Source organism: Paenibacillus graminis (assembly GCF_000758705.1).
GTDB lineage: Bacteria > Bacillota > Bacilli > Paenibacillales > Paenibacillaceae > Paenibacillus_AQ > Paenibacillus_AQ graminis.
This window is the reverse complement of the sequence record NZ_CP009287.1, coordinates 3,083,037-3,102,121: the sequence shown is the minus strand read 5'-3', so window position 1 is coordinate 3,102,121 and position 19,085 is coordinate 3,083,037. Positions and strand designations below refer to the sequence as shown.

Here is a 19,085-nt window from a genome sequence, read left to right as displayed (position 1 = left end):
GTTACGGTCCAGACCGCCCGGGACTATGTATCTCTCAAACCACTGTATAGCGGAAAAAGCCCACCTCCGCGATAACGGACATGAGCTTCCCCTTGCTTCTATTCCTAATGCAGATGCTGCTGTGAAATGTCAGTCAAAGCTTCTGCTGCTTCATCAGCAAAAATGTTCTTCACGGCCAAATCACCCAGCGACACGATCCCGATCAGTTTTTTTCCGTTGACAACCGGGATCCGCCGGATCTGTCTGGAGGCCATCAGCTCAGCCGCTTCATCCACCGAAGTGGATTCGGAAACAGCAGTAATTCCTTTGGTCATCACCGTTTCCACTGCAGTCGAGCCGGAATGTTTCTCTGCATACCCCCGGATCACCAAGTCCCGGTCCGTAATAATACCGATCAAGGTTTCCCCGTCAGCTTCTACCACCGGAATAACACCGGTATCCGCATCTCTCATTTTTACGGCTACCTCATAGAGATTGTCCTGTAAGGTGACACACACAGGCTGCGCTGTCATTACTTCTTTGACTGTCTTCAAGATTGAACCCTCCTGTCATGTTTTCCATGTTCTACGGAAGTAGGTTCCCCTTGAACCGTTAAAATATACGGGCGGCTGCTTATTCATTCAGGCAGGAATCCGCCATCGCCACCAGCACCTTCGCCCCATGCAGCAGAGCATCCTCGTCAAAATCGAATTTGCTGTGGTGATGCGGATACACCGCTTCTTTGGCCGGATTGCCCGCTCCCACAAAGATGAAGCAGCCGGGAATTTCCTTAACATAATAGGAAAAGTCCTCTGCCGGCATGATCTTCTCCATCCGCTCTACGCGGACCCCGTCTCCAAGCGCAGCCGGCGCCACACGGAAAAAGCGGCGGAATTCCGCTTCGTCATTCACCAGCGGCGGATAACCCACCAAATAATCGATCTTGGCTTCAGCCCCGTACGATGCCGCTACAGAAGCAGTCATCTCTTCAATTCTCTGGCGGATGAGGTAACGGGTCTCCTCGTCAAACGCACGCACCGTACCGGTGATCCGGCAGCGCTCCGCGACGATGTTCTGGGCGGTCCCGCCCTGAATCGTTCCCACACTTACGACTGCAGGCCGCAGCGGGTCCACCGAACGGCTGACAATGCTCTGCAGCTGGGTCACAAGTGCCGCAGCGGCCACAATACTGTCAACCGTGCGGTGCGGCGTACCGGCATGTCCACCTTTACCGGTGATGTCGATGAAAAATTCATCCGCAGAGGCCATCAACGGTCCTGGTGCGCTGGCTACCTGTCCGACCGGCAGCGGCGTCCATAAATGCAGCCCATATACTGCGTCTGCTCCCTCCAGCACCCCTTCAGCGATCATCCCCAGTGCTCCGCCGGGGCAGATCTCTTCTGCTGGCTGGAACAGGAAACGCAGCTCGCCCTGCAGTTCTTCCCTGCGGCTGCTGTAATAAGCAGCGGCGGCAAGCAGCATGGAGGTATGCCCGTCGTGGCCGCAGGCATGCATAACTCCGTGATTTTGCGAAGCGTACTCCCGGCCATTCTCCTCCGTAATGGCCAGCGCATCCATATCCGCGCGCAGAACAACGGTTTTGCCCGGCAGTTTTCCTTTTATAATTCCGGTCACTCCATAACCGGCCTTGCTTCTCACGGCTTCAATCCCGAATTCCTTAAGCTTCGCGGCAACAAACGCCGAGGTCTCCTTCTCCTGATAAGACAGCTCCGGATGGCGGTGCAGATGTCTGCGCCATTTCACCATATCCGGCAGCAGCTGTTCCAGTGCCAGCCTCTCCATATAATCTCCACCATTCAGCCCTAAAGGCTATATTTCTATTATTGTAGCAGAAACACAAAAAAGAGGGTACCAACAGGCCCGGCACGCCTTGCACAACCCAGGGAAACATACTATCATGAAAAGGAACATCTATAATAATAAGCATGAAATTATCATTATACTTCATAAGGGGGATATGTGCGCTATGATATTTGAGAACACGGGCCTCGTTGGATTAACAAGCGACCTTCTCTATCTGGACGAAAGCGCGGCCAAAGCCGGATTCATCCGCTGGCAGTGGGAATACTACCGGGCCACCTATGACTGCAAGATCGAAGACAGGCAGAACGGCGGAGAATACTTTTTGCGGATCAACACGCGTGCTGTCGAGGGCAAGCTGGAGAAGTCCGACGCCGTACTTGCGATTGAAGCCGTCTACTTGGGCAAAGCCACTTTTCCCCATGGTCTGGAGTATGAATCTCCCGTCCCTAAGCCTGTTCTGGATGATGCCGCGAGACATATTCTTGAACTGAAAGCGCTGCTGGAGGCTTGAGCAGTGTAAAGGGAACGACGAAAAAAAATGTCAGCCTGCCCAAAAGAGGAACGCCCGATTTTCAGCTGCTTATTCTGACTCTCCTGCTGGTCGGCTTCGGACTGCTCATGGTCTTCAGCTCCAGCTCCAGCCTGATGCTGGCCAGTGAGAAGTTCGGAAATGATTCATTATTTTTTGTCAAACGCCAGATTATCTGGGTGGTACTGGGAAGCATCGCGATGTTTGTAACCATGAATATCCATTACAGTAAATTCAAGAAATGGTATGCGCCGATCTTCATGATCACGCTGGTTCTGCTGCTGTTCGTGGCCTCTACAGAGAGAATCAACGGAGCCAAGAGCTGGTTCAGTATCGGAAGCCTCGGCATCCAGCCCACAGAGCTGGCCAAAATATCCATCATTCTCTACCTGGCTGCCCTGATCTCCAAAAAAGGCGAGCGGCTCAGAGATTTGCGCACAGGCTATATTCCGGTGATGGTTATTGTAGGCATTGTCGCAGGACTCATTATGATGCAGCCGGATTTGGGTTCCTGTCTGATCCTTGTGGCCACCAGCGGACTTGTTATCTACGCCGGGGGGGCCAGCATGAAGCATATTATGGCCTCCATCGCCTTGCTGGTGCTGGGTGTCGGAATTGTTATGGGTGCAAAAACAGCCATTGATTCCTTATCACCGCCTTCAGAAACCGCGGCGGTCAGCAAGGATTACAAAAAAGACCGGATTAGCGCATTTATCAATCCGGAAGCGGATCCTGAGGACGGCGGCTATAATATCCTGCAATCCCTGATCGCTCTCGGCGAGGGAGGAACCAACGGGTCAGGCTTTGGCCAAAGCATTCAGAAGCTGCACTATCTGCCCTATCCATATACCGACTTTATCTTTGCCGTTATCGGTGAAGAGCTGGGATTTATAGGGACATCCCTTTTCCTGCTGGTCTACCTCTATTTCATCTGGCGCGGCATCCTGATTGCCCTTAGGTGCACTGATCCCTTCGGAACCCTTGTCGGCATTGGCATCATGGGTCTGATTGCCATTCAGGCCTTTGTCAACATCGGCGGAGTCACCAACACGATCCCGCTTACCGGAGTTACGCTTCCATTCATCAGCTATGGAGGTTCCTCACTGCTCGTAACCATGCTCTCCATGGGCATCATGCTGAGCATTTCCAGAGAGACTAACCGGCCGGCGAAAGAGGAGGTAACGAAGTCTGTTACCACGGTCAGACAAGTCCGTACCCGCTGACGTTACATAAGTGCCGGTTTCTTATGCAGTAACCAAAAAGGCAGCCCTGGGATGACCTCCCGGACTGCCTTTTTGGTTTACTTTCTGCAAGTTGCCTTGACTGCCAATGCACCGCTTTACGAAATTTCGTCGTTCTTGAAGGCCACCCCTTCGACCTTAACGTTGACTTCAACGATATGAAGTCCCGTCATGCTCTCCACAGCCTCGCGCACATTCTGCTGAAGCATCCGGCATACCTCGTGAATCGGAGTTTCATACAGAACGATGATGCGCAGGTCTACAGCTGCTTCAAGCTGTCCCACTTCAACAGTTACACCTTTTTGCACGTTTTTGCCGCTGAGCCGCTTGGCCCAGCCCTCGGACAAGCCGCCAGACATGGCCGCAATTCCCGGGGTCTCCAAGGCAGCCAAACCGGCAATCTTCGAGACGACGTCATTAGAGATCCGTATGTTTCCCATTTCCAGTTGAAGTTGTTCCGCCATGCCATAACCCCCCTACACTCATTATCAATTATTGTAATTCGAAAACAGGCTAAAAAGCAAATGACTTTCTTGCATCCCCGTTTACACACCGGAACAATTTGGGTATATTGATTATGAAATCAACCTACATATAGAGACTGGAGTGTGCATTACTTGAAAAAATGGATCTCTCCGGCGCTGCTGGTAATAACCTTTATCCTTAGCGCCATCGGACATTACGCAGACTGGGACCACACGCTGCAATTCGTGCTCTCTGCCATATCGGTCGTTTTTGTAGCCGGCTTTCTGGGCCGGGCTACAGAAAGTGTAGCCCACTATGCCGGGCAGCGGCTGGGGGGCTTTCTTAATGCCACCTTCGGGAATGCGGCCGAGCTGATCATCGCCTTTTTCCTGGTGAAGGAAGGCCTGTTCGATATGGTTAAGGCCAGCCTCACCGGCTCCATCATCGGCAACCTGCTGCTGGTGCTGGGCCTCAGTATTTTTGCCGGCGGCATGAAATTCAAAGTTCAGAACTTCAATGTCACGCTGGCCGGACTGAATGGCTCCTTGATGATCGTGGCCGTCATTGCCCTTTTTGTACCCGCCATGTTCTTCAACACCCATTCCATCACAGAAAAGGATACCGATGTACTCAGTCTGGTTGTAGCAGGGCTGCTGATCGCCGCCTACATGGCCTGGCTGATCTTCTCCATGATTACACACAAAAAGTACTTGGCTGACGTTACGGTAGACAATGAGGAAGAGCTGCCAAATGAGCATAAGCCAGCCTGGTCCATGAGCAGATCGATTATTTATCTGATCCTGGCAACGGTTATGGTCGCATTTGTCAGCGAATGGCTTGTTGGTACGCTGGAGACGTTAACGGAGCGTTTTGGCTTCAGCGAACTGTTTGTCGGTGCCTTCCTGGTGGCCATCATCGGGAATGCCGCAGAGCACAGTGCCGCCATCATGCTGGCCATGAAGAACAAAATAGGTGCAGCAGTGGAGATCGCTGTCGGCAGCAGTCTGCAGATTGCATTGTTTGTTGCCCCCGTCCTGATTTTTGCCAGCTATTTCATGGGCAATACGATGGACATTGTCTTCACCACGATAGAGATTGTCGCGATCGCCGTGTCTGTCTTTATTGCCAAATCGATCATCCAGGACGGTGCAACCAACTGGTATGAAGGTTTGCTGCTGCTGGCCGTGTATATGATCCTCGGAGTTTCTTTCTACCTCGTGTAACACAAAAAAGCACATGGCCGGACCCGTAAAGGTCCCCATGTGCTTTTTTTATAAATGATAGTGATTACAGCATCTCGCGCTCTTCAGCCTTCTTGTTGAGCGCCTCGTACAGTACGGCCAGATTGCGCTCCAGCTCGCTCAGAATGAGCTTACCTGAAACTTCCGGCACCAGCCCTGCTCTGACTGCAAAATCGACTTCTCTGGAGAACCCGTACATCTGGGTATCGAGCACTTCCTCATAGAGAGGGCAGTAACGGGTTGCCAGATTCTCCATCTGCACTTCGATGAGCTTCTGAATTTTATTGGCATCTTCTTGAAGAAGAGTGACTGCTCTAAGATTAAGCTGTTCCTGCAAATCCGATGAAGTCATGCATTATCCCCCCCATGTCCAAAAGTTACAGCTACTATTGCTATTTAGTTTAATATTAGTCGAAATCCGAACCCAATACAAGAATGCTGCATATAAAGTCTTTTATTTATAGAAAAAACGCCCTGCCGCAAAGGCAGGACGTCCTACGGAACCAAATGATTATTCTGGAACCACCGTAAATTTCAAACCATGCTTCGCAAAAACTTCGGTCATCGCCTTCTTGGCTTCCTCAGCGTCTGCACCATGCACATGAAGCTCATAGCTTTGGCTGGAGACAAGAGTAGTGAACAGACCGAGAATACTTTTAACATCAATGTACTTGTTGTCTGCCTGAAGAACGATCGATGAGTTGAACTTGCTTGCCGTTTGGGCAATATCCACGATTGCCGCATTGTTACTGGACATAGGAATCCCTCCGCAACTTGATTATGAAGCTTAAGTCTTTTGTAACCAATTCCATGATACATTGAATCCGCTTACTCACGCAAGGAATTTTCCTGAAACAAGAGAAACGGCTGCTGTGATTACAATTTATTTCAGATTCTCGGGATTCAGACCTTTCAGTTCCGGAAGAACAAAGATCCCATCCTTGCGGATCAGTACATCGTCAAAATAGATTTCGCCGCCGCCGTATTCAGGCCGCTGAATCAGAACGAGGTCCCAGTGAATCGAGGAACGGTTCCCGTTGTCCGTTACATCATATGCTTGACCCGGTGTGAAGTGCAGGCTGCCGGCGATCTTCTCATCGAACAGAATGTCTTTCATAGGGTGCAGGATGTAAGGGTTGAAACCAATGGCAAACTCGCCAATATGGCGGGCCCCCTCATCGGAATCCAGAATTTCGTTCAGCCGCACAGGGTCATTGCTGGTAGCTTCAACAATCTTTCCGTTTTCGAATTTGAATTTCACATTTTCGAATGTCACACCGTTATAGAGCGTTGCTGCATTGTAGCTGATGGTTCCATTGACAGAATCGCGGACAGGAGCACTATAGACTTCACCGTCAGGGATATTCCGGAGCCCGGAACATTTCTCCGCACCAATTCCCTTGATCGAAAAAGCAAGCTCCGTTCCCGGACCCGAAATGCGAACCTTATCCGTTCTGCGCATCAGCTCAGCCAGGGCATCCTGGGCTCTGTCCATTTTGGCATAATCCAGATTGCAGACTTCGAAGTAAAAGTCCTCAAACGCTTCGGTGGTCGTATTGGCCAGCTGTGCCATACTTGCATTAGGATAACGCAGCACTACCCACTTGGTGTGTTTGACACGTTGTTCGCTATGTACCGGGTGGGAATACAGGGAATTGTAGAGCTTCATATTCTCTTCCGGCACGTCCGAAAGATCATTTACATTCTCGCCGGCACGGATACCGATATAGCAATCCATCTGCTTCATACGGTTCAGGTCGATTTCCGCCCAGGCCTCAAGACCCTCCCGGGTAGCATATTTAAGCATGCTGCGCAGAACGGTACGGTCGGTAAGCTGCACAAATGCACGGCCGCCCGCTTTGCCCACTTCCTCGACGACAGCTTTAATTAAATCTCTTTCACTGCCAATCATTTCGACGAGCACATTCTCGCCCGGCTGCACGTTTACGGAGTAGTTCACAAGATTTTCCGCAAGCTTTTGAATCCTCGGATCCTTCATCCTTCTCTCTCTTCCTTCCTCATGCTAATAATAGACATACTGTTATATTGTAGCACGCCAGCAGTGGAGCGCAAGGCATTGGGGATGCTGGAACTCAGCGGTAACCGTAAAAATTGACCTCTGTTAAATAAATTTCCTCTGCACCGCCTGCAACTGTCCCCCGATCTCCGGGATCGTTCACCCGGCGGGTACAGGTCAGACGTTTCGGCAAATTCCGCTTCGTATCTACCTTCAAGTAGTATACGGTCTGGACAGATACCTCCTTAAGCTTCTGCTGAAGCTCTTTATTCTTCTGCTCCCACAGCAGTTGCAAGGCATCTGCTCGCTTCCCCGATTCCTTCAGTTCAGAACTGGACTTATCCGGACGAATGGCCTCCATCTGCCCCTCAAGCTCAGCGGCCAGCTGCCTGCCCGCCTCCGGTTCACTCAGCTCAATACGAAGCACTTTGGTTCCTCTCGCCGCACTCGCTTCCTCGGAGACCTCTATTTCAAGGTTCTCCAAATCTTCGAGCTGGCGGAGCGGGTTAAGCGCAGGCAGCGGGTTGTCCGGCGGGGCGGCGCTGTCTTTCTGCAGCAGCGTCCACTCGCCGTTTTTTTTCTCTAACTTGGTATAGTAGGCCGGGGTCGCTGCCGAGCCTGATTTCAGCTTGTTTTCTCCTGCCTGTGCCGCCGTTTGCGGTATCCCGCCATCCGGCAAAAGCGTATAAAGACTTACCTTGTTATGGTCTGAAACTGTTCCTCCATAATAGAGTTCAGCTTCCGGGGACGGATTGCCGTCAAGCAGCAGGGAAGACGCCCCTTCAAAAGACACTCCGTCGCTTCCCGCCATCCCGGCCAGAACCAGATGAAGCACCTCTGCAGCAGGTTTGTCATTGATGCGGGCACAGCCGGTGTTAAGAATAGGACACAGCAGCAGGACTCCGCTCAGGATCATCATCCGGCGGATATTAATGGTTCTCATGGACTCAAGCCTTTCCGGTCAAGGGTATGAACATTTTCTATAGGGTTTCCCGCTGCCCGTGGCTTATGCAAAAAAAAGAATCCCCATCGCTTGCGCTTAAGGATTCTTTGTACTGATCTCCGCTAATTTGGTATCTAGCACGACTTGGTTCCTGCCGTTGTTCTTCGCTTCGTAGAGAGCCATGTCCGCCCGGTAGAAGAGCGACTCCACGCTTACCTTATCATCTGTCCAGCTCCACTCCGCAATGCCGCAGGAGACGGTTACATGCGGTTCCGTTTCGCTCATTACCCGCTTACGGATACGTTCCGCTACAAATACGGCTTGCTGCACGCCAAGCTGCGGCAAATACACCGCCAGCTCCTCCCCGCCCCATCTTGCGGCGATATCCCCCTGCCGGATGGAAGACTTGACGATTTCGCTGACCTGCCTCAGAATTTTGTCGCCTTTCTGGTGACCGTAAGTGTCATTCACCATCTTGAACTGGTCGATGTCCACGACGATCAAAGAACCGCAGAATTCGGTAATCTGCTTATCCTTGATGACCTCGTCCAGATAATGCCTCGCATACAAGCCCGTCAGACTGTCACGGTTGGCCAAACGCCGCACCTCGGCATGCAGACGCGCATTGCCTACAGCAAGTCCGATATGGCCTGCCATGGCCTGGAGCAGCCTGTAACTGTCATATGAGAAGAAATGCGGCTCCCGGTGGGTGAGCATAATTGCCCCACGAACTTCGCCTCCTACATTAAGGGGAGTGGCAATCACTGAGTTCGAACCTGTGGCATCCATCAGCCGTGAATAACTTCCGTCCGCGTTCCGGTAATCCGACAGAATAAGTGCCTCGCCCGTGGTGTACACCTTGCCGCCAAGCCCTTCGCCGATTTCAAGAATTTCACCCTGCAGGGGTTGATAGTTGCAGGCAATCGCCTCCAGCCCGCCCTTGTCCTCATTCATATGTAATATACAGCAGTAGTCGGCATCAAACATTTCCAGAAGCTCTTCAAAAGCGAACTGAAAAATATCGCCAAGACGCAGGCTCTGATTGAGCCGCTGGGTGAGCTCATTGCTCATGCGCAGTTCCCGGATCAGCTGATTGGACCGCTCATACAGTTTGGCATTCTCAAAAGCGGTACCTGCAGTATCGGCCACCATGGAGAGGAAACGTAAATCCACCTCCGGAAAAGCCGGCTTATCCATCACCATATGAAATACGCCATAAACCCCCTGCTTGCCGCCAAGGGGAAGGCCAATTTCAACCGAATGGCTGCCCTCGCGTCCGGCATACAGGGACACTCGTCCATCTTTGAACGCTCTTGCGCATACATCATCGTTCCCCCAGCAGAGCGGGAGCGGCTTAACCTGCGGGTTCGCGCTGCGGTGGTCCTGCGACATGAAAAGTTCAAGCCGGGCTCCCGGATACATGGCCGAAATACTGTCGATTACCTCAGTCAGCACAGCATCCACATCAATATTGTCATGCATCCGCTGTACAATCTGGAACAGCAGTGAACGCCGGCTGCTCTCACGCTCCGCATGCAGATGTACTCCAGCCAGATCGGACACAAACACATGTTCAAATCTGCAGTAAAAGCAGGCCTGATAATGCAAGGACATAGCTTCCGCTATATGCAACCCGCCTTGTTCATATTGCTCACGCGGCATTGCGCAGCCAAGCAGTGCAAAAATTTCCCTCTGACTGCGTGTAAATACCGGAATGACTATGAAAGAGACTGTGTGTCCGGCAACCTGCTCATGGATCGCATAAGGTTTCATGAATTGCAGGGAGACAGCCGCTGCTGCCTCCAACTGACCTTTCCATTGCTCCGCATTTCCTGCATAATCTATAAGATCAATGTATTTCCCTTCAAAATTAAGCACACACCAGTCCCAGTCCTTGGCGAATTCCGGTCCGCTCTGCCCCCGCCATTCCCGGAAACTTTCCGCAATCAGGTTGGCTGCATAGGGAAAATCGTATGATACAATATCTGTTTCCCTAAGCCATGCGGCGGGATCTTCGGTATCTCCGCGTGATTGCATTGTGTCCTGTAACAGCACACGATTGTCTTTGCGTCCGTATGCTTCCTGCTCTGACATAAAGAGGATCCCCTTTGCATCTCAAAACGGGCAGAAATGGCTTGCCGTCCTCAAGTAAGATAAAATAGTCGGGACCATTCCAGCGAGAATGAGAAGGATAATTGAACGATTTGAAAATTATAAATTCTTTTATACTAGAAATTTCTTTCCGATAACATCTAATTAACTATATTTTACTCCCTTTCTTTGGGTATTGCATTATATTTTCCACAAAACCGGGATTTTTTTTAGGACCAAAGAACTAACGACAAAGATAGACAAAATCTCTTTAAAGATGCTCTTGACTTTAGCTGTCGTTTTCATATAATATTTATTGTTGAACAAGACTGTAACAGGTCTTAATTGGGCGTAACGTTGTGTCACCCTCACGCATCTCGTTACTGCCAGGGCAGCGGCTGAACTTCCCCGGCAGTGTGAAACCATCTAACGCTTTCACGGATACGATTTGCGGCGCAAATAGGCCCTACCATGAAATTTCAATTATAAAGGAGTCTACTATAACATGGCACGTTACACCGGACCTAAATTCAAACTCAGCCGCCGTCTGGGCATCTCCCTTAGCGGTACAGGCAAAGACCTGAAACGCCCTTTCCCACCAGGACAGCACGGCGCTAACCAACGCAGAAAAGTAAGTAACTACGGAATGCAGCTTTTGGAAAAACAAAAACTGCGCCACATGTACGGCTTGGGCGAAAAGCAGTTTAAAACTCTTTTCACCAAAGCACAAAAGCTCCAGGGTATCGCGGGCGAAAACTTCATGTTCTTGCTCGAAAGCCGCTTGGACAACCTGGTATACCGTCTTGGTTTCGCCAACTCCCGCGCTGGTGCGCGTCAGCTGGTATCCCACGGACACGTTACCGTTAACGGCAAAAAAGTCGACATCGCTTCTTACCGCGTAAGCGTGGGCGACGTAATCGGACTTCGCGAAAGAAGCCGCGCTATGGCTTCCATCAAAGAAGCTCTGGAAAACCGCTCCCACCTTCCAGGTTACTTGGAATATGCTGATGGTTCTTTCGAAGGCAAATACATTCGTTTGCCAGAACGTGCAGAACTGTCCCAGGATATTGATGAAAAGCAAATCGTCGAGTTCTACAACCGTTAATTTTTCGCCTTACAGCGAAAATGTTCAAAGCCTCCAGAGAAATCTGGGGGCTTTTTTCATTGATAATGCTGAGGCTGAGGCGCATTCAAAACCGCCAAATTGTGCTATAATAGTTCCGTTAAAAGGAGGATTAACGTCGATGGTTGAGGAGAACAAAAAGAAGACCGCAAAGCAGCGTCCACCCCGTAGATCCTGGCTCCGCAGGTTTGGTTCCGTCGTGAAGTGGATGTTTATACTCGGCATATTAGGCATTCTGTTTGCCGGCGGTGCTGTTTCTGGATATGTCGCTTCCATAGTGAAGGATGATCCGGTACGCTCCGAAGAATTGATTCAAAAGGAAGTCAGCCAGAATGCCGTTACCGGCTTTGCGTATTTCCGCGATGGCCAACCGATCGGCCAGCTCCGGACCGAAGAGGACCGCAGACTTGTAGAATTCAACAATATCCCGCAGCTTGTGATTGATGCCGTTCTCGCGATAGAGGACAATAATTTCTACAATCATAAAGGGGTCGATTTCAGCGGTACCCTGCGTGCCGTCAAGCAAAAGCTGCTGAATGAATCCGTTCAGACCGGCGGCAGTACCCTGACCCAGCAATTGGCACGGCGCGTGTTCCTCAGCCTGGACCGCACAGAGGACCGCAAGATTAAGGAGATCCTGCTGTCTCTAAGACTGGAACGATATTTATCCAAGCAGGAAATTTTAACGGCCTATTTAAATAAGGTTCCTTTCGGCAACGGTTCCAACGGGTACAACGTGTACGGTATCAAAGCCGCCGCCAAAGGGATATTCGGACTGGATGATCTGGATAAGCTGAATACGGCCCAGGCCGCATATCTGGCAGGACTTCCCCAGCTTCCTTCCAAATACTCCGCGTTTAACGGAATCGGAGAATTTAATGAAACGGCATTTCACCGTGCCATGGAACGCCAAAAGCTTGTACTGCGCCGGATGCTGGAGGAGAACAAGATCACTGCCTCCCAGTATAACGAAGCACTGCAATTTGATATCAAAGGTTCTCTGGCTCCGCATACGAAAAAGGCTTATGCTACATATCCTTATCTGATGCTCGAGACCGAGCGCAAAGCCTCCGAGATCCTGCTGTCCCTCAATGAGGGCAAGAATGGTGTAATTGATCCAAATACCTCTGCTACTGCAGATAACAACACACTGCTTGAGGAAGCACGGCGGCAGCTGATGACCGGCGGCTACCGTGTCTACACGACGATCGATAAAAAAGTATACAGTGCGATGCACAGTATTTCGGAGGACAGTGATAATTTCACGAAAGACAGCAAGACCCGTGGCAAGGAACAGACGGCCGGCATGATGATTAACAACAAAACCGGAGCGATTCTCGGCATGATCGAAGGACGGGACTTCAATATTGAACAGATGAACTATGCTACCCAGATGATACGGCAGCCGGGTTCAACGATGAAGCCCATTGCCGCTTATCTTCCCGCACTGGATGCCGGATTGATTCAGCCTGCAGGCATCCTTGATGATGCGCCGATCATTCTTAAGGATGGCGGCAAAGGCTTCCATATTCCGAAGAATGCCAACAACCGGTATCAGGGCCTGGTCACAGCCCGCTATGCCCTTAACAAATCCTTGAACCTGCCAGCCCTCAAGCTGTTCAATGAGAAGGTTGGAATCGAGAAAGCATGGGCTTTTTCCAAGAAGCTGGGGATCACCACCATCCAGGATGATGATTACAAAGCGCAGACCGGAGTCATTGGCGGACTTAAATATGGGGTTACCGTTGAAGATTTAACGAATGCCTATTCCTCGATCGGAAACCAGGGAGCCTTTAATGACGCCTATATGATCGAGAAGATTGTAGATTCTCAGGGCAAAATTATCTATCAGCATAAAGTCAATCCGGAGCAGGTCTACTCTAAGCAAACCGCTTATCTTATGACCGACATGCTGCGTACGGTAATTACCAACGGAACCGCAAGCACAGTTAAGAAAAACTACAAACACTTCAAAGATGTGCCTATTGTCGGCAAAACCGGTTCCACCCAAAACTATGGCGATGTATGGTTTATGGGCTACACGCCGGATGTCACGCTTGGCATGTGGGTGGGCTATAAGGAACAAATCAATACGCTTCAGGGCGATACCCAGAAACGTCAGGCGCAGACCTTGTGGGCAAAAGTAATGAATGCGGTCATTGACAAGCAGCCTGAGCTTTTTGTCACTAAGGAATTTGCGAAACCTGAAGGCATCGTCAAAAAGACAGTATCCGCCTACAGCGGCAAGCTGCCCACTGACTTGACCGACAGGTTCACTACAGATATTTTTAACGCGAAATACGTGCCGAAACAAAGTGATGACGGAATCTCCAGAGCCAAATATATTACTTACAACGGCGTGAATTACCTTCCTCTGGAAGGCACACCTGAGGATTTTCTCAAAGAGAAAATTGTCGTCAAACGCGACAAACCGATCCAGGATCTCGTGAAGGAGCTGCTTGCCGCCTTTAAGAAGATGAAAGAGCATCAATCGCTTCAATACTACATGCCGGAGGATGCAAAATCCGACTTCCCGACCGAGGTGGATCCTCGTGTGGATGACGGTAATGGCCCAACGCCACCAAGCGGAGTCAATGTCTCTTACAGTACGGGAAAAGCCGTTATAACCTTTAACCCTAGCGGTTCGCCGGATGTGGTCGGCTACCGCCTGTACCGTTCCCTTAACGGAGGAGCGTACAAAAAGCAGGCTGTTCTATCCGTCGGCGAAGGAACCACTTTCACCCCTGGCACTCCGTCCGGTGCCAATGCCTCCTTCTATGTGGCTGCGGTGGATGTAGCCGGTCATGAGACGTCTTCGGGCAGTGTAGCCGGGGCAGTCACTCCTGCACCGGAGACTACGCCGCCGCCGGAAGAATCTCCTGGTGCAGAAGCTACACCGGACCCCGGAGCGCAGCCAGGCAGCACGGAAGATCCCGGCATGGTCATTATTGAGCCGCCGGGATCATCCGATGTCCCTGCCGGTGGAGCCAATAATGCTGCCGGAGGAAATGCCGGCTCGGGAAATGCCGCAGCAGCAACACCTTAATTGCGGCCTTCCAGAAGTATTCAGACCTGTACATTACCACAAACAGCGTTCCCGGGAATGATCCGGGAACGCTGTTTTGTTACAGCCCGATGTGTTTAGATTAGTCCTCGATTGTGGATAAATCCCCCGCAGGAAGATGAAGCTCCCAGGCTTTCAGCACGCGGCGCATGATTTTACCGGAACGGGTCTTGGGCAGCTTCTCCCTGAATTCAATTTCACGCGGTGCTGCATGGGCGGACAAACCTGCTTTGACAAAGGCCGCTATCTCCTCCTTCAGCTCAGCCGTGGGGAAATATCCATCCCGCAAGGAAATGAACGCCTTAATAATCTCTCCCCGCATAACATCCGGTTTGCCGATCACCCCGGCTTCAGCAACCGCAGGATGCTCTACCAGCTTGCTCTCCACTTCGAACGGGCCAATCCGCTCACCGGAGGAATTGATGACATCATCGATCCGGCCCTGGAACCAGAAGTAGCCATCTTCATCCATATATGCGGAATCACCGGAGATGTACCAGCCGGGAATGCGGAAATACTCCTCGTATTTCGCTTTGTTGTTCCAGATTTTCCCCATCATGGAGGGCCATGGCGTCCTAATCGCCAGATTGCCCATCGCATAAGGCGGCAGCACATTGCCACGGTCATCCAGAATAGCAGCTTCGATGCCGGGCAGCGGGCGTCCCATGGAGCCGGGCTTAATATCCATTCCGGGGTAATTGCAGATCAGCTGTGCTCCAGTTTCAGTCATCCACCAGGTATCATGAATGCGCTGCTGATAGAATTTGTCTCCCCAGCGCACAACTTCGGGATTGAGCGGCTCTCCTACCGACAGAACATGCCGCAGACTGCTGAGATCGATGTCCTTCAGGCTGGCCTCCCCCGCTCCCATCAACATACGGAACGCGGTAGGTGCACTGTACCATACGGTAACCCCAAACCGCTCGATGGTCTTATACCAGTCCTGCGGGCTGAAGCGGCCGCCCCTCACAACGTTGGTCACTCCGTTCAGCCAAGGCGCAAAAATACCATAGGAAGTTCCGGTAACCCAGCCGGGATCAGCCGTACACCAATAGATGTCGTCAGGACGCAAATCCAGTACAATCTTGCCTGTATAATAATGCTGGATCATTGCTCTCTGCACATGATATACGCCTTTGGGTTTGCCGGTTGAGCCGGAGGTATAGTGCATAATCAGCCCATCCTCCAGACTCAGCCATTCCGGTTCAAGCTCCGTTGAGGCCGCAGCGGCCGCTTCTTCGTAGCTCACAAGCCCTTGCTCGCTGTCAGTCGAGCCGCCTACTACAAACACGTGCTTAAGCTCTGGCAGCTCGGCACGTTTGACCCGCTGCAGCAGCTCAGGTGTAGTAATGAGTGCTACTGCGCCGCTGTCCTCCAGCCGGTCCTTTACAGCCGTTTCCATAAAAGCCTCAAAAAGCGGGCCAGCTACCGCTCCCACTTTGAGAACGCCCAACAAACTGAAATAGAGCTCCGGCCGGCGCGGCATAAAAATAAACACCCGGTCTCCCCGGCCGATGCCATGCTGACGCAGCACATTTCCGAAACGGTTCGACCGCTCACGCAAATCGGAGAACGTGTACATTTCTTCCCTAGCCGAATCACTGTAGATCAAAGCCGTGGCTGCTCCGCGGCCTTCCAGCACATGACGGTCAATGGCTTCATGGGCCATATTCACCTTGCCGCTCTCATGCCAGGAGAAGCTTTTCTCTACATCCTCCCACCGGAATTCGCTGACTGCCCGGGAATAATCTGCCATGTTGGCCTGCTTCACACGGCCCGGTATAATTTCGCTGTGAACTTGCCCCATTACTCTTGCCTCCCTCACTTGTTTGATTTAAGCTTTAAGGGTGAGACTCTTCTCTTAAGCAATGCTGTCAATGGATCAAATGTGAAAATTTTATGTCGGACTTAGTATATCACAGGAAGCGGTTACATTCTAGAATATAGTGAAATGAAGGGAGCACAGTTATGGAGCACCGCAAAATCCCTGTATCCCATACTCTTCCTCATCACGGAAGCACAATTACCGTTAGCGGGCCTTTGTCTCCAGACACGCTGGAAGGCCTGCAGATGCATCCGGATCTGGACGCCTTCCGTAAACCGCAGGAGCAGCTGGAAGCGCTTATAGAGATTGCTGGACTGCCGGAAGGGCGTGTAATAGCCGCTGTTGTTGACCAAATGATCGCAGGTTATGTTACTTTTCACTATCCCGATGAACTGGAGTTATGGTCGCAGGGTGGAATGGAAGATCTGATAGAACTGGGTGCTGTGGAAGTTGCGGATGGGTTCAGGGGAATGGGCCTTGCGAAGCTGCTGATTACCAGCGCTTTTGAGCGGGAACAGCTGGAGAACTGCATTGTGTTCACAACCGAATATTACTGGCATTGGGACCTCAAAGGCAGCGGGCTGGATGTATGGGCCTACCGTCAGATGATGGAGAAGCTGATGCAGACCGTTGACATGGTGTGGTACGCCACAGATGATCCGGAGATTTGCTCCCATCCAGCCAACTGCCTGATGGTGCGTATCGGACGGGAAGTCCCGATGTCCTCACAGGAAACCTTTGACAGAGTGCGTTTCAGACAGCGTTTCATGTACTAGAGGGAGCATTCTATTCACCGGAAAAGATTCCTTACATCGCTTTCAGCATGTATTCGAGAATCGCATGGGAGCGTTCCGAGGCCGTGACCGTAAATTCGCGGTAGTTCACATGTGCCGACCCGTCTGCTTTGTCCGACATGGAGCGGATAATCACAAAAGGAATCTCATTCATATAGCAGACCTGTGCGACGGCCGCTCCTTCCATTTCCGCGCAGGCTCCGTCCAGTTGCCCGCGAAGCTCAGCTACAACGGCTGCGCTGGCAATAAATTGATCCCCAGACAGCACAACTCCTGTTATCGACTTCTGTTTTAGCGTCCGGCAGGCTTCTTCGGCTAGATTCACAAGGGCTGGATCTGCTGGAAAAGAGGACACCTCCTGATACGGAATCACACCCCGCGGGTAGCCAAGAGCGGTGACGTCCATGTCATGCTGGATGCAGTGGGATGAAATGACGATATCCCCAATACCGAGCTCCGGATGCACCGCCCCGGCAACGCCGGTGAACAGCACTCGCACCGCTCCGAAAGCATCAAGCAGAATTTGTGTCGTCACCGCAGCATTTACCTTGCCCACTCCGGATTTGCAGAGAACCGCACGTTTGCCGAATATAGTACCTGAATAATAAACAACACCTGCCTTAACTATGCTCACCTTATCTTCCATGCTCTCCAGCAGCAGCTTGATTTCCTCGTCCATCGCTCCAATCAAACCTATGATTTCACTCATATGTACCCTCCTGCGTTTAAGTAAAATACATCGCTATAAAACATAAAAAGCTCCAATAGGAGCTTTCTACGCACTTATGTTCCATACGGATACTTATTTGTTCACATGATTCACAGATAAACGGAGAATCGTCTCATGAGGCAAAATAACACGCGGATTCTCAACCGTTTCCTTCTTCATCAGTTTCGTCAGGAGTCTCATTGCTACCGCACCCAGATCGTACATGGGCTGTGCTACAGTTGTCAGCAAAGGACGGACCATAGAGGCCATGCGGATGTTGTCGACACTGATGATCGAGAAGTCATCGGGAACTTTCAGGCCTTCATCCTGAATACTGTGGATGGCACCGATCGCCATTTCATCTGTTGCCGCAAATACAGCTGTCGGCTTCTTCTTCAGCCCCAGGAAGTACTTCATGGCTTCGACACCGGATTCGTAACGGTAGTTCCCGATGCGAACCAGATCCTCCTGATACTCAATGCCTGCTGCTTCCAGCGCTTTCTTGTACCCCTGAAAACGGGCATAGCCATTGGCAGGGTCCTGCAGGGTTCCGCTGATCATTGCAATTTCGCGGTGTCCATGGCGGATAAGTGTGTTCACGGCATCGAACGCTGCCGTCTCATGATCGATATCAACAGACGGGTAGGTTCCCTGCTCATCCCGCGTAGCACAGAGTACGATTGGAACGGCAGATGTTTGGAAGGCTTGGATATGTTCTTCTGTTACGGTTCCACCCATGAACAGCAGCCCGTCCACCTGCTTCTCCAAAAGCGTGTTGATAACACGTATTTCCTTCTCTTTGCGCTTATCAGCGTTGCACAAAATAATGTTATAATGGTACATGTTGGCTATATCTTCGATCCCGCGAGCAATTTCTGCAAAAATCGAGTTCGAGATATCGGGGATAACAACCCCAACGGTTGTTGTTTTCTTGCTGGCGAGACCTCTCGCCACGGCGTTTGGACGATAGCCCAAACGTTCAATCGCTTCAAAAACTTTCTTCCGGGTCTGCGGTTTCACGTTCGGGTTATTGTTCACAACCCGTGATACCGTAGCCATAGATACGCCTGCTTCTCGAGCTACATCGTAAATGGTTACCGTCAAATTACTCTCTCCATTGCGATAAATTTTATCGTTCGACTAATTAAAATTATGATACGACACTTTGTACAATTGTGCAATGATAACGCTTCATTTTCCTTTCAAAATTTCTTTCAAGGCCTGAGAACGCTACCGTGAT

17 protein-coding genes are annotated in these 19,085 nt (G+C 51.0%); 6 read left to right on the top strand and 11 right to left on the bottom strand.

Features of this window, described 5'->3' with window-relative positions; all coding sequences use genetic code 11:
* Positions 1–104: 104 nt before the first annotated feature.
* Positions 105–533 (bottom strand): CBS domain-containing protein, encoded by a 429-nt coding sequence (locus PGRAT_RS12760; protein WP_025704864.1) that lies wholly within the window; start codon positions 531–533, stop codon positions 105–107.
* Positions 534–612: 79 nt separating this feature from the next.
* On the bottom strand, positions 613–1,782 hold the full coding sequence (locus PGRAT_RS12755; protein ID WP_042266694.1) for a M20 family metallopeptidase: 1,170 nt from the start codon (positions 1,780–1,782) through the stop codon (positions 613–615).
* A 184-nt stretch (positions 1,783–1,966) separates the two neighbouring features.
* Here PGRAT_RS12755 and PGRAT_RS12750 point away from each other — a divergent pair, with 184 nt between their 5' ends.
* Positions 1,967–2,314 carry a YugN family protein gene (locus PGRAT_RS12750; RefSeq protein WP_025704023.1) on the top strand — a complete coding sequence of 116 codons (348 nt, stop codon included), beginning with the start codon at positions 1,967–1,969 and terminating at the stop codon, positions 2,312–2,314.
* Positions 2,311–3,555 carry a putative lipid II flippase FtsW gene (gene ftsW, locus PGRAT_RS12745; RefSeq protein WP_025704022.1) on the top strand — a complete coding sequence of 415 codons (1,245 nt, stop codon included), beginning with the start codon at positions 2,311–2,313 and terminating at the stop codon, positions 3,553–3,555. The genes PGRAT_RS12750 and ftsW overlap by 4 nt, the downstream gene beginning before the upstream one ends.
* 116 nt (positions 3,556–3,671) lie before the next feature.
* On the opposite strand, the gene PGRAT_RS12740 is transcribed toward ftsW, so the two are convergent.
* A complete protein-coding gene (locus tag PGRAT_RS12740; protein ID WP_019911482.1) occupies positions 3,672–4,037 on the bottom strand; it encodes an Asp23/Gls24 family envelope stress response protein in 366 nt (121 codons plus the stop codon).
* 153 nt (positions 4,038–4,190) lie between these two features.
* Here PGRAT_RS12740 and cax point away from each other — a divergent pair, with 153 nt between their 5' ends.
* A complete protein-coding gene (cax, locus tag PGRAT_RS12735; RefSeq protein ID WP_025704021.1) occupies positions 4,191–5,261 on the top strand; it encodes a calcium/proton exchanger in 1,071 nt (356 codons plus the stop codon).
* Positions 5,262–5,325: 64 nt separating this feature from the next.
* Here cax and PGRAT_RS12730 read toward each other — a convergent pair whose 3' ends face one another.
* From PGRAT_RS12730 to PGRAT_RS12710, 5 genes are all read right to left on the bottom strand, one after another.
* Positions 5,326–5,631, bottom strand: coding sequence for an Fpa/YlaN family protein (locus PGRAT_RS12730; protein WP_025704020.1), 306 nt, complete (start codon positions 5,629–5,631; stop codon positions 5,326–5,328).
* Between the two features lie 159 nt (positions 5,632–5,790).
* On the bottom strand, positions 5,791–6,036 hold the full coding sequence (locus PGRAT_RS12725) for an HPr family phosphocarrier protein (protein ID WP_025704019.1): 246 nt from the start codon (positions 6,034–6,036) through the stop codon (positions 5,791–5,793).
* 126 nt (positions 6,037–6,162) lie between these two features.
* Positions 6,163–7,278, bottom strand: a complete 1,116-nt coding sequence (locus tag PGRAT_RS12720) for an aminopeptidase (RefSeq protein ID WP_025704018.1) — start codon at positions 7,276–7,278, stop codon at positions 6,163–6,165.
* 94 nt (positions 7,279–7,372) lie between these two features.
* Positions 7,373–8,239 (bottom strand): hypothetical protein, encoded by an 867-nt coding sequence (locus tag PGRAT_RS12715; protein WP_025704017.1) that lies wholly within the window; start codon positions 8,237–8,239, stop codon positions 7,373–7,375.
* A 96-nt stretch (positions 8,240–8,335) separates the two neighbouring features.
* Complete coding sequence (locus tag PGRAT_RS12710; protein ID WP_025704016.1) at positions 8,336–10,333, bottom strand: sensor domain-containing diguanylate cyclase; 1,998 nt, start codon at positions 10,331–10,333, stop codon at positions 8,336–8,338.
* A 502-nt stretch (positions 10,334–10,835) separates the two neighbouring features.
* Here PGRAT_RS12710 and rpsD point away from each other — a divergent pair.
* Complete coding sequence (rpsD, locus tag PGRAT_RS12705; protein WP_025704015.1) at positions 10,836–11,435, top strand: 30S ribosomal protein S4; 600 nt, start codon at positions 10,836–10,838, stop codon at positions 11,433–11,435.
* A gap of 139 nt (positions 11,436–11,574) precedes the next feature.
* Positions 11,575–14,499, top strand: coding sequence for a transglycosylase domain-containing protein (locus PGRAT_RS12700; RefSeq protein WP_042266690.1), 2,925 nt, complete (start codon positions 11,575–11,577; stop codon positions 14,497–14,499).
* Positions 14,500–14,599: 100 nt separating this feature from the next.
* Here PGRAT_RS12700 and acsA read toward each other — a convergent pair whose 3' ends face one another.
* Positions 14,600–16,273 (bottom strand): acetate--CoA ligase, encoded by a 1,674-nt coding sequence (gene acsA / locus PGRAT_RS12695; protein WP_420329550.1) that lies wholly within the window; start codon positions 16,271–16,273, stop codon positions 14,600–14,602.
* Between the two features lie 212 nt (positions 16,274–16,485).
* Between acsA and PGRAT_RS12690 the strand changes: the two genes are divergently transcribed.
* Positions 16,486–17,118 (top strand): GNAT family N-acetyltransferase, encoded by a 633-nt coding sequence (locus PGRAT_RS12690; protein WP_025709372.1) that lies wholly within the window; start codon positions 16,486–16,488, stop codon positions 17,116–17,118.
* 31 nt (positions 17,119–17,149) lie between these two features.
* Here PGRAT_RS12690 and PGRAT_RS12685 read toward each other — a convergent pair whose 3' ends face one another.
* Both PGRAT_RS12685 and ccpA read right to left on the bottom strand, forming a co-directional pair.
* Complete coding sequence (locus PGRAT_RS12685) at positions 17,150–17,845, bottom strand: 5'-methylthioadenosine/adenosylhomocysteine nucleosidase (protein ID WP_025709371.1); 696 nt, start codon at positions 17,843–17,845, stop codon at positions 17,150–17,152.
* A gap of 93 nt (positions 17,846–17,938) precedes the next feature.
* On the bottom strand, positions 17,939–18,949 hold the full coding sequence (ccpA, locus tag PGRAT_RS12680) for a catabolite control protein A (protein WP_025709369.1): 1,011 nt from the start codon (positions 18,947–18,949) through the stop codon (positions 17,939–17,941).
* Positions 18,950–19,085 lie beyond the last annotated feature (136 nt).

Excerpts from the sequence above, each read along its gene's own strand:
- PGRAT_RS12715 (WP_025704017.1), bottom strand. The coding sequence starts at position 8,239 with ATGAGAACCATTAATATCCGCCGGATGATGATCCTGAGCGGAGTCCTG.
- PGRAT_RS12755 (WP_042266694.1), bottom strand. The coding sequence starts at position 1,782 with ATGGAGAGGCTGGCACTGGAACAGCTGCTGCCGGATATGGTGAAATGG.
- acsA (WP_420329550.1), bottom strand. The coding sequence starts at position 16,273 with ATGGCAGATTATTCCCGGGCAGTCAGCGAATTCCGGTGGGAGGATGTA.
- PGRAT_RS12720 (WP_025704018.1), bottom strand. The coding sequence starts at position 7,278 with ATGAAGGATCCGAGGATTCAAAAGCTTGCGGAAAATCTTGTGAACTAC.
- PGRAT_RS12730 (WP_025704020.1), bottom strand. The coding sequence starts at position 5,631 with ATGACTTCATCGGATTTGCAGGAACAGCTTAATCTTAGAGCAGTCACT.
- rpsD (WP_025704015.1), top strand. The coding sequence starts at position 10,836 with ATGGCACGTTACACCGGACCTAAATTCAAACTCAGCCGCCGTCTGGGC.
- PGRAT_RS12710 (WP_025704016.1), bottom strand. The coding sequence starts at position 10,333 with ATGTCAGAGCAGGAAGCATACGGACGCAAAGACAATCGTGTGCTGTTA.
- PGRAT_RS12690 (WP_025709372.1), top strand. The coding sequence starts at position 16,486 with ATGGAGCACCGCAAAATCCCTGTATCCCATACTCTTCCTCATCACGGA.
- PGRAT_RS12725 (WP_025704019.1), bottom strand. The coding sequence starts at position 6,036 with ATGTCCAGTAACAATGCGGCAATCGTGGATATTGCCCAAACGGCAAGC.
- PGRAT_RS12740 (WP_019911482.1), bottom strand. The coding sequence starts at position 4,037 with ATGGCGGAACAACTTCAACTGGAAATGGGAAACATACGGATCTCTAAT.
- PGRAT_RS12685 (WP_025709371.1), bottom strand. The coding sequence starts at position 17,845 with ATGAGTGAAATCATAGGTTTGATTGGAGCGATGGACGAGGAAATCAAG.
- PGRAT_RS12750 (WP_025704023.1), top strand. The coding sequence starts at position 1,967 with ATGATATTTGAGAACACGGGCCTCGTTGGATTAACAAGCGACCTTCTC.
- PGRAT_RS12700 (WP_042266690.1), top strand. The coding sequence starts at position 11,575 with ATGGTTGAGGAGAACAAAAAGAAGACCGCAAAGCAGCGTCCACCCCGT.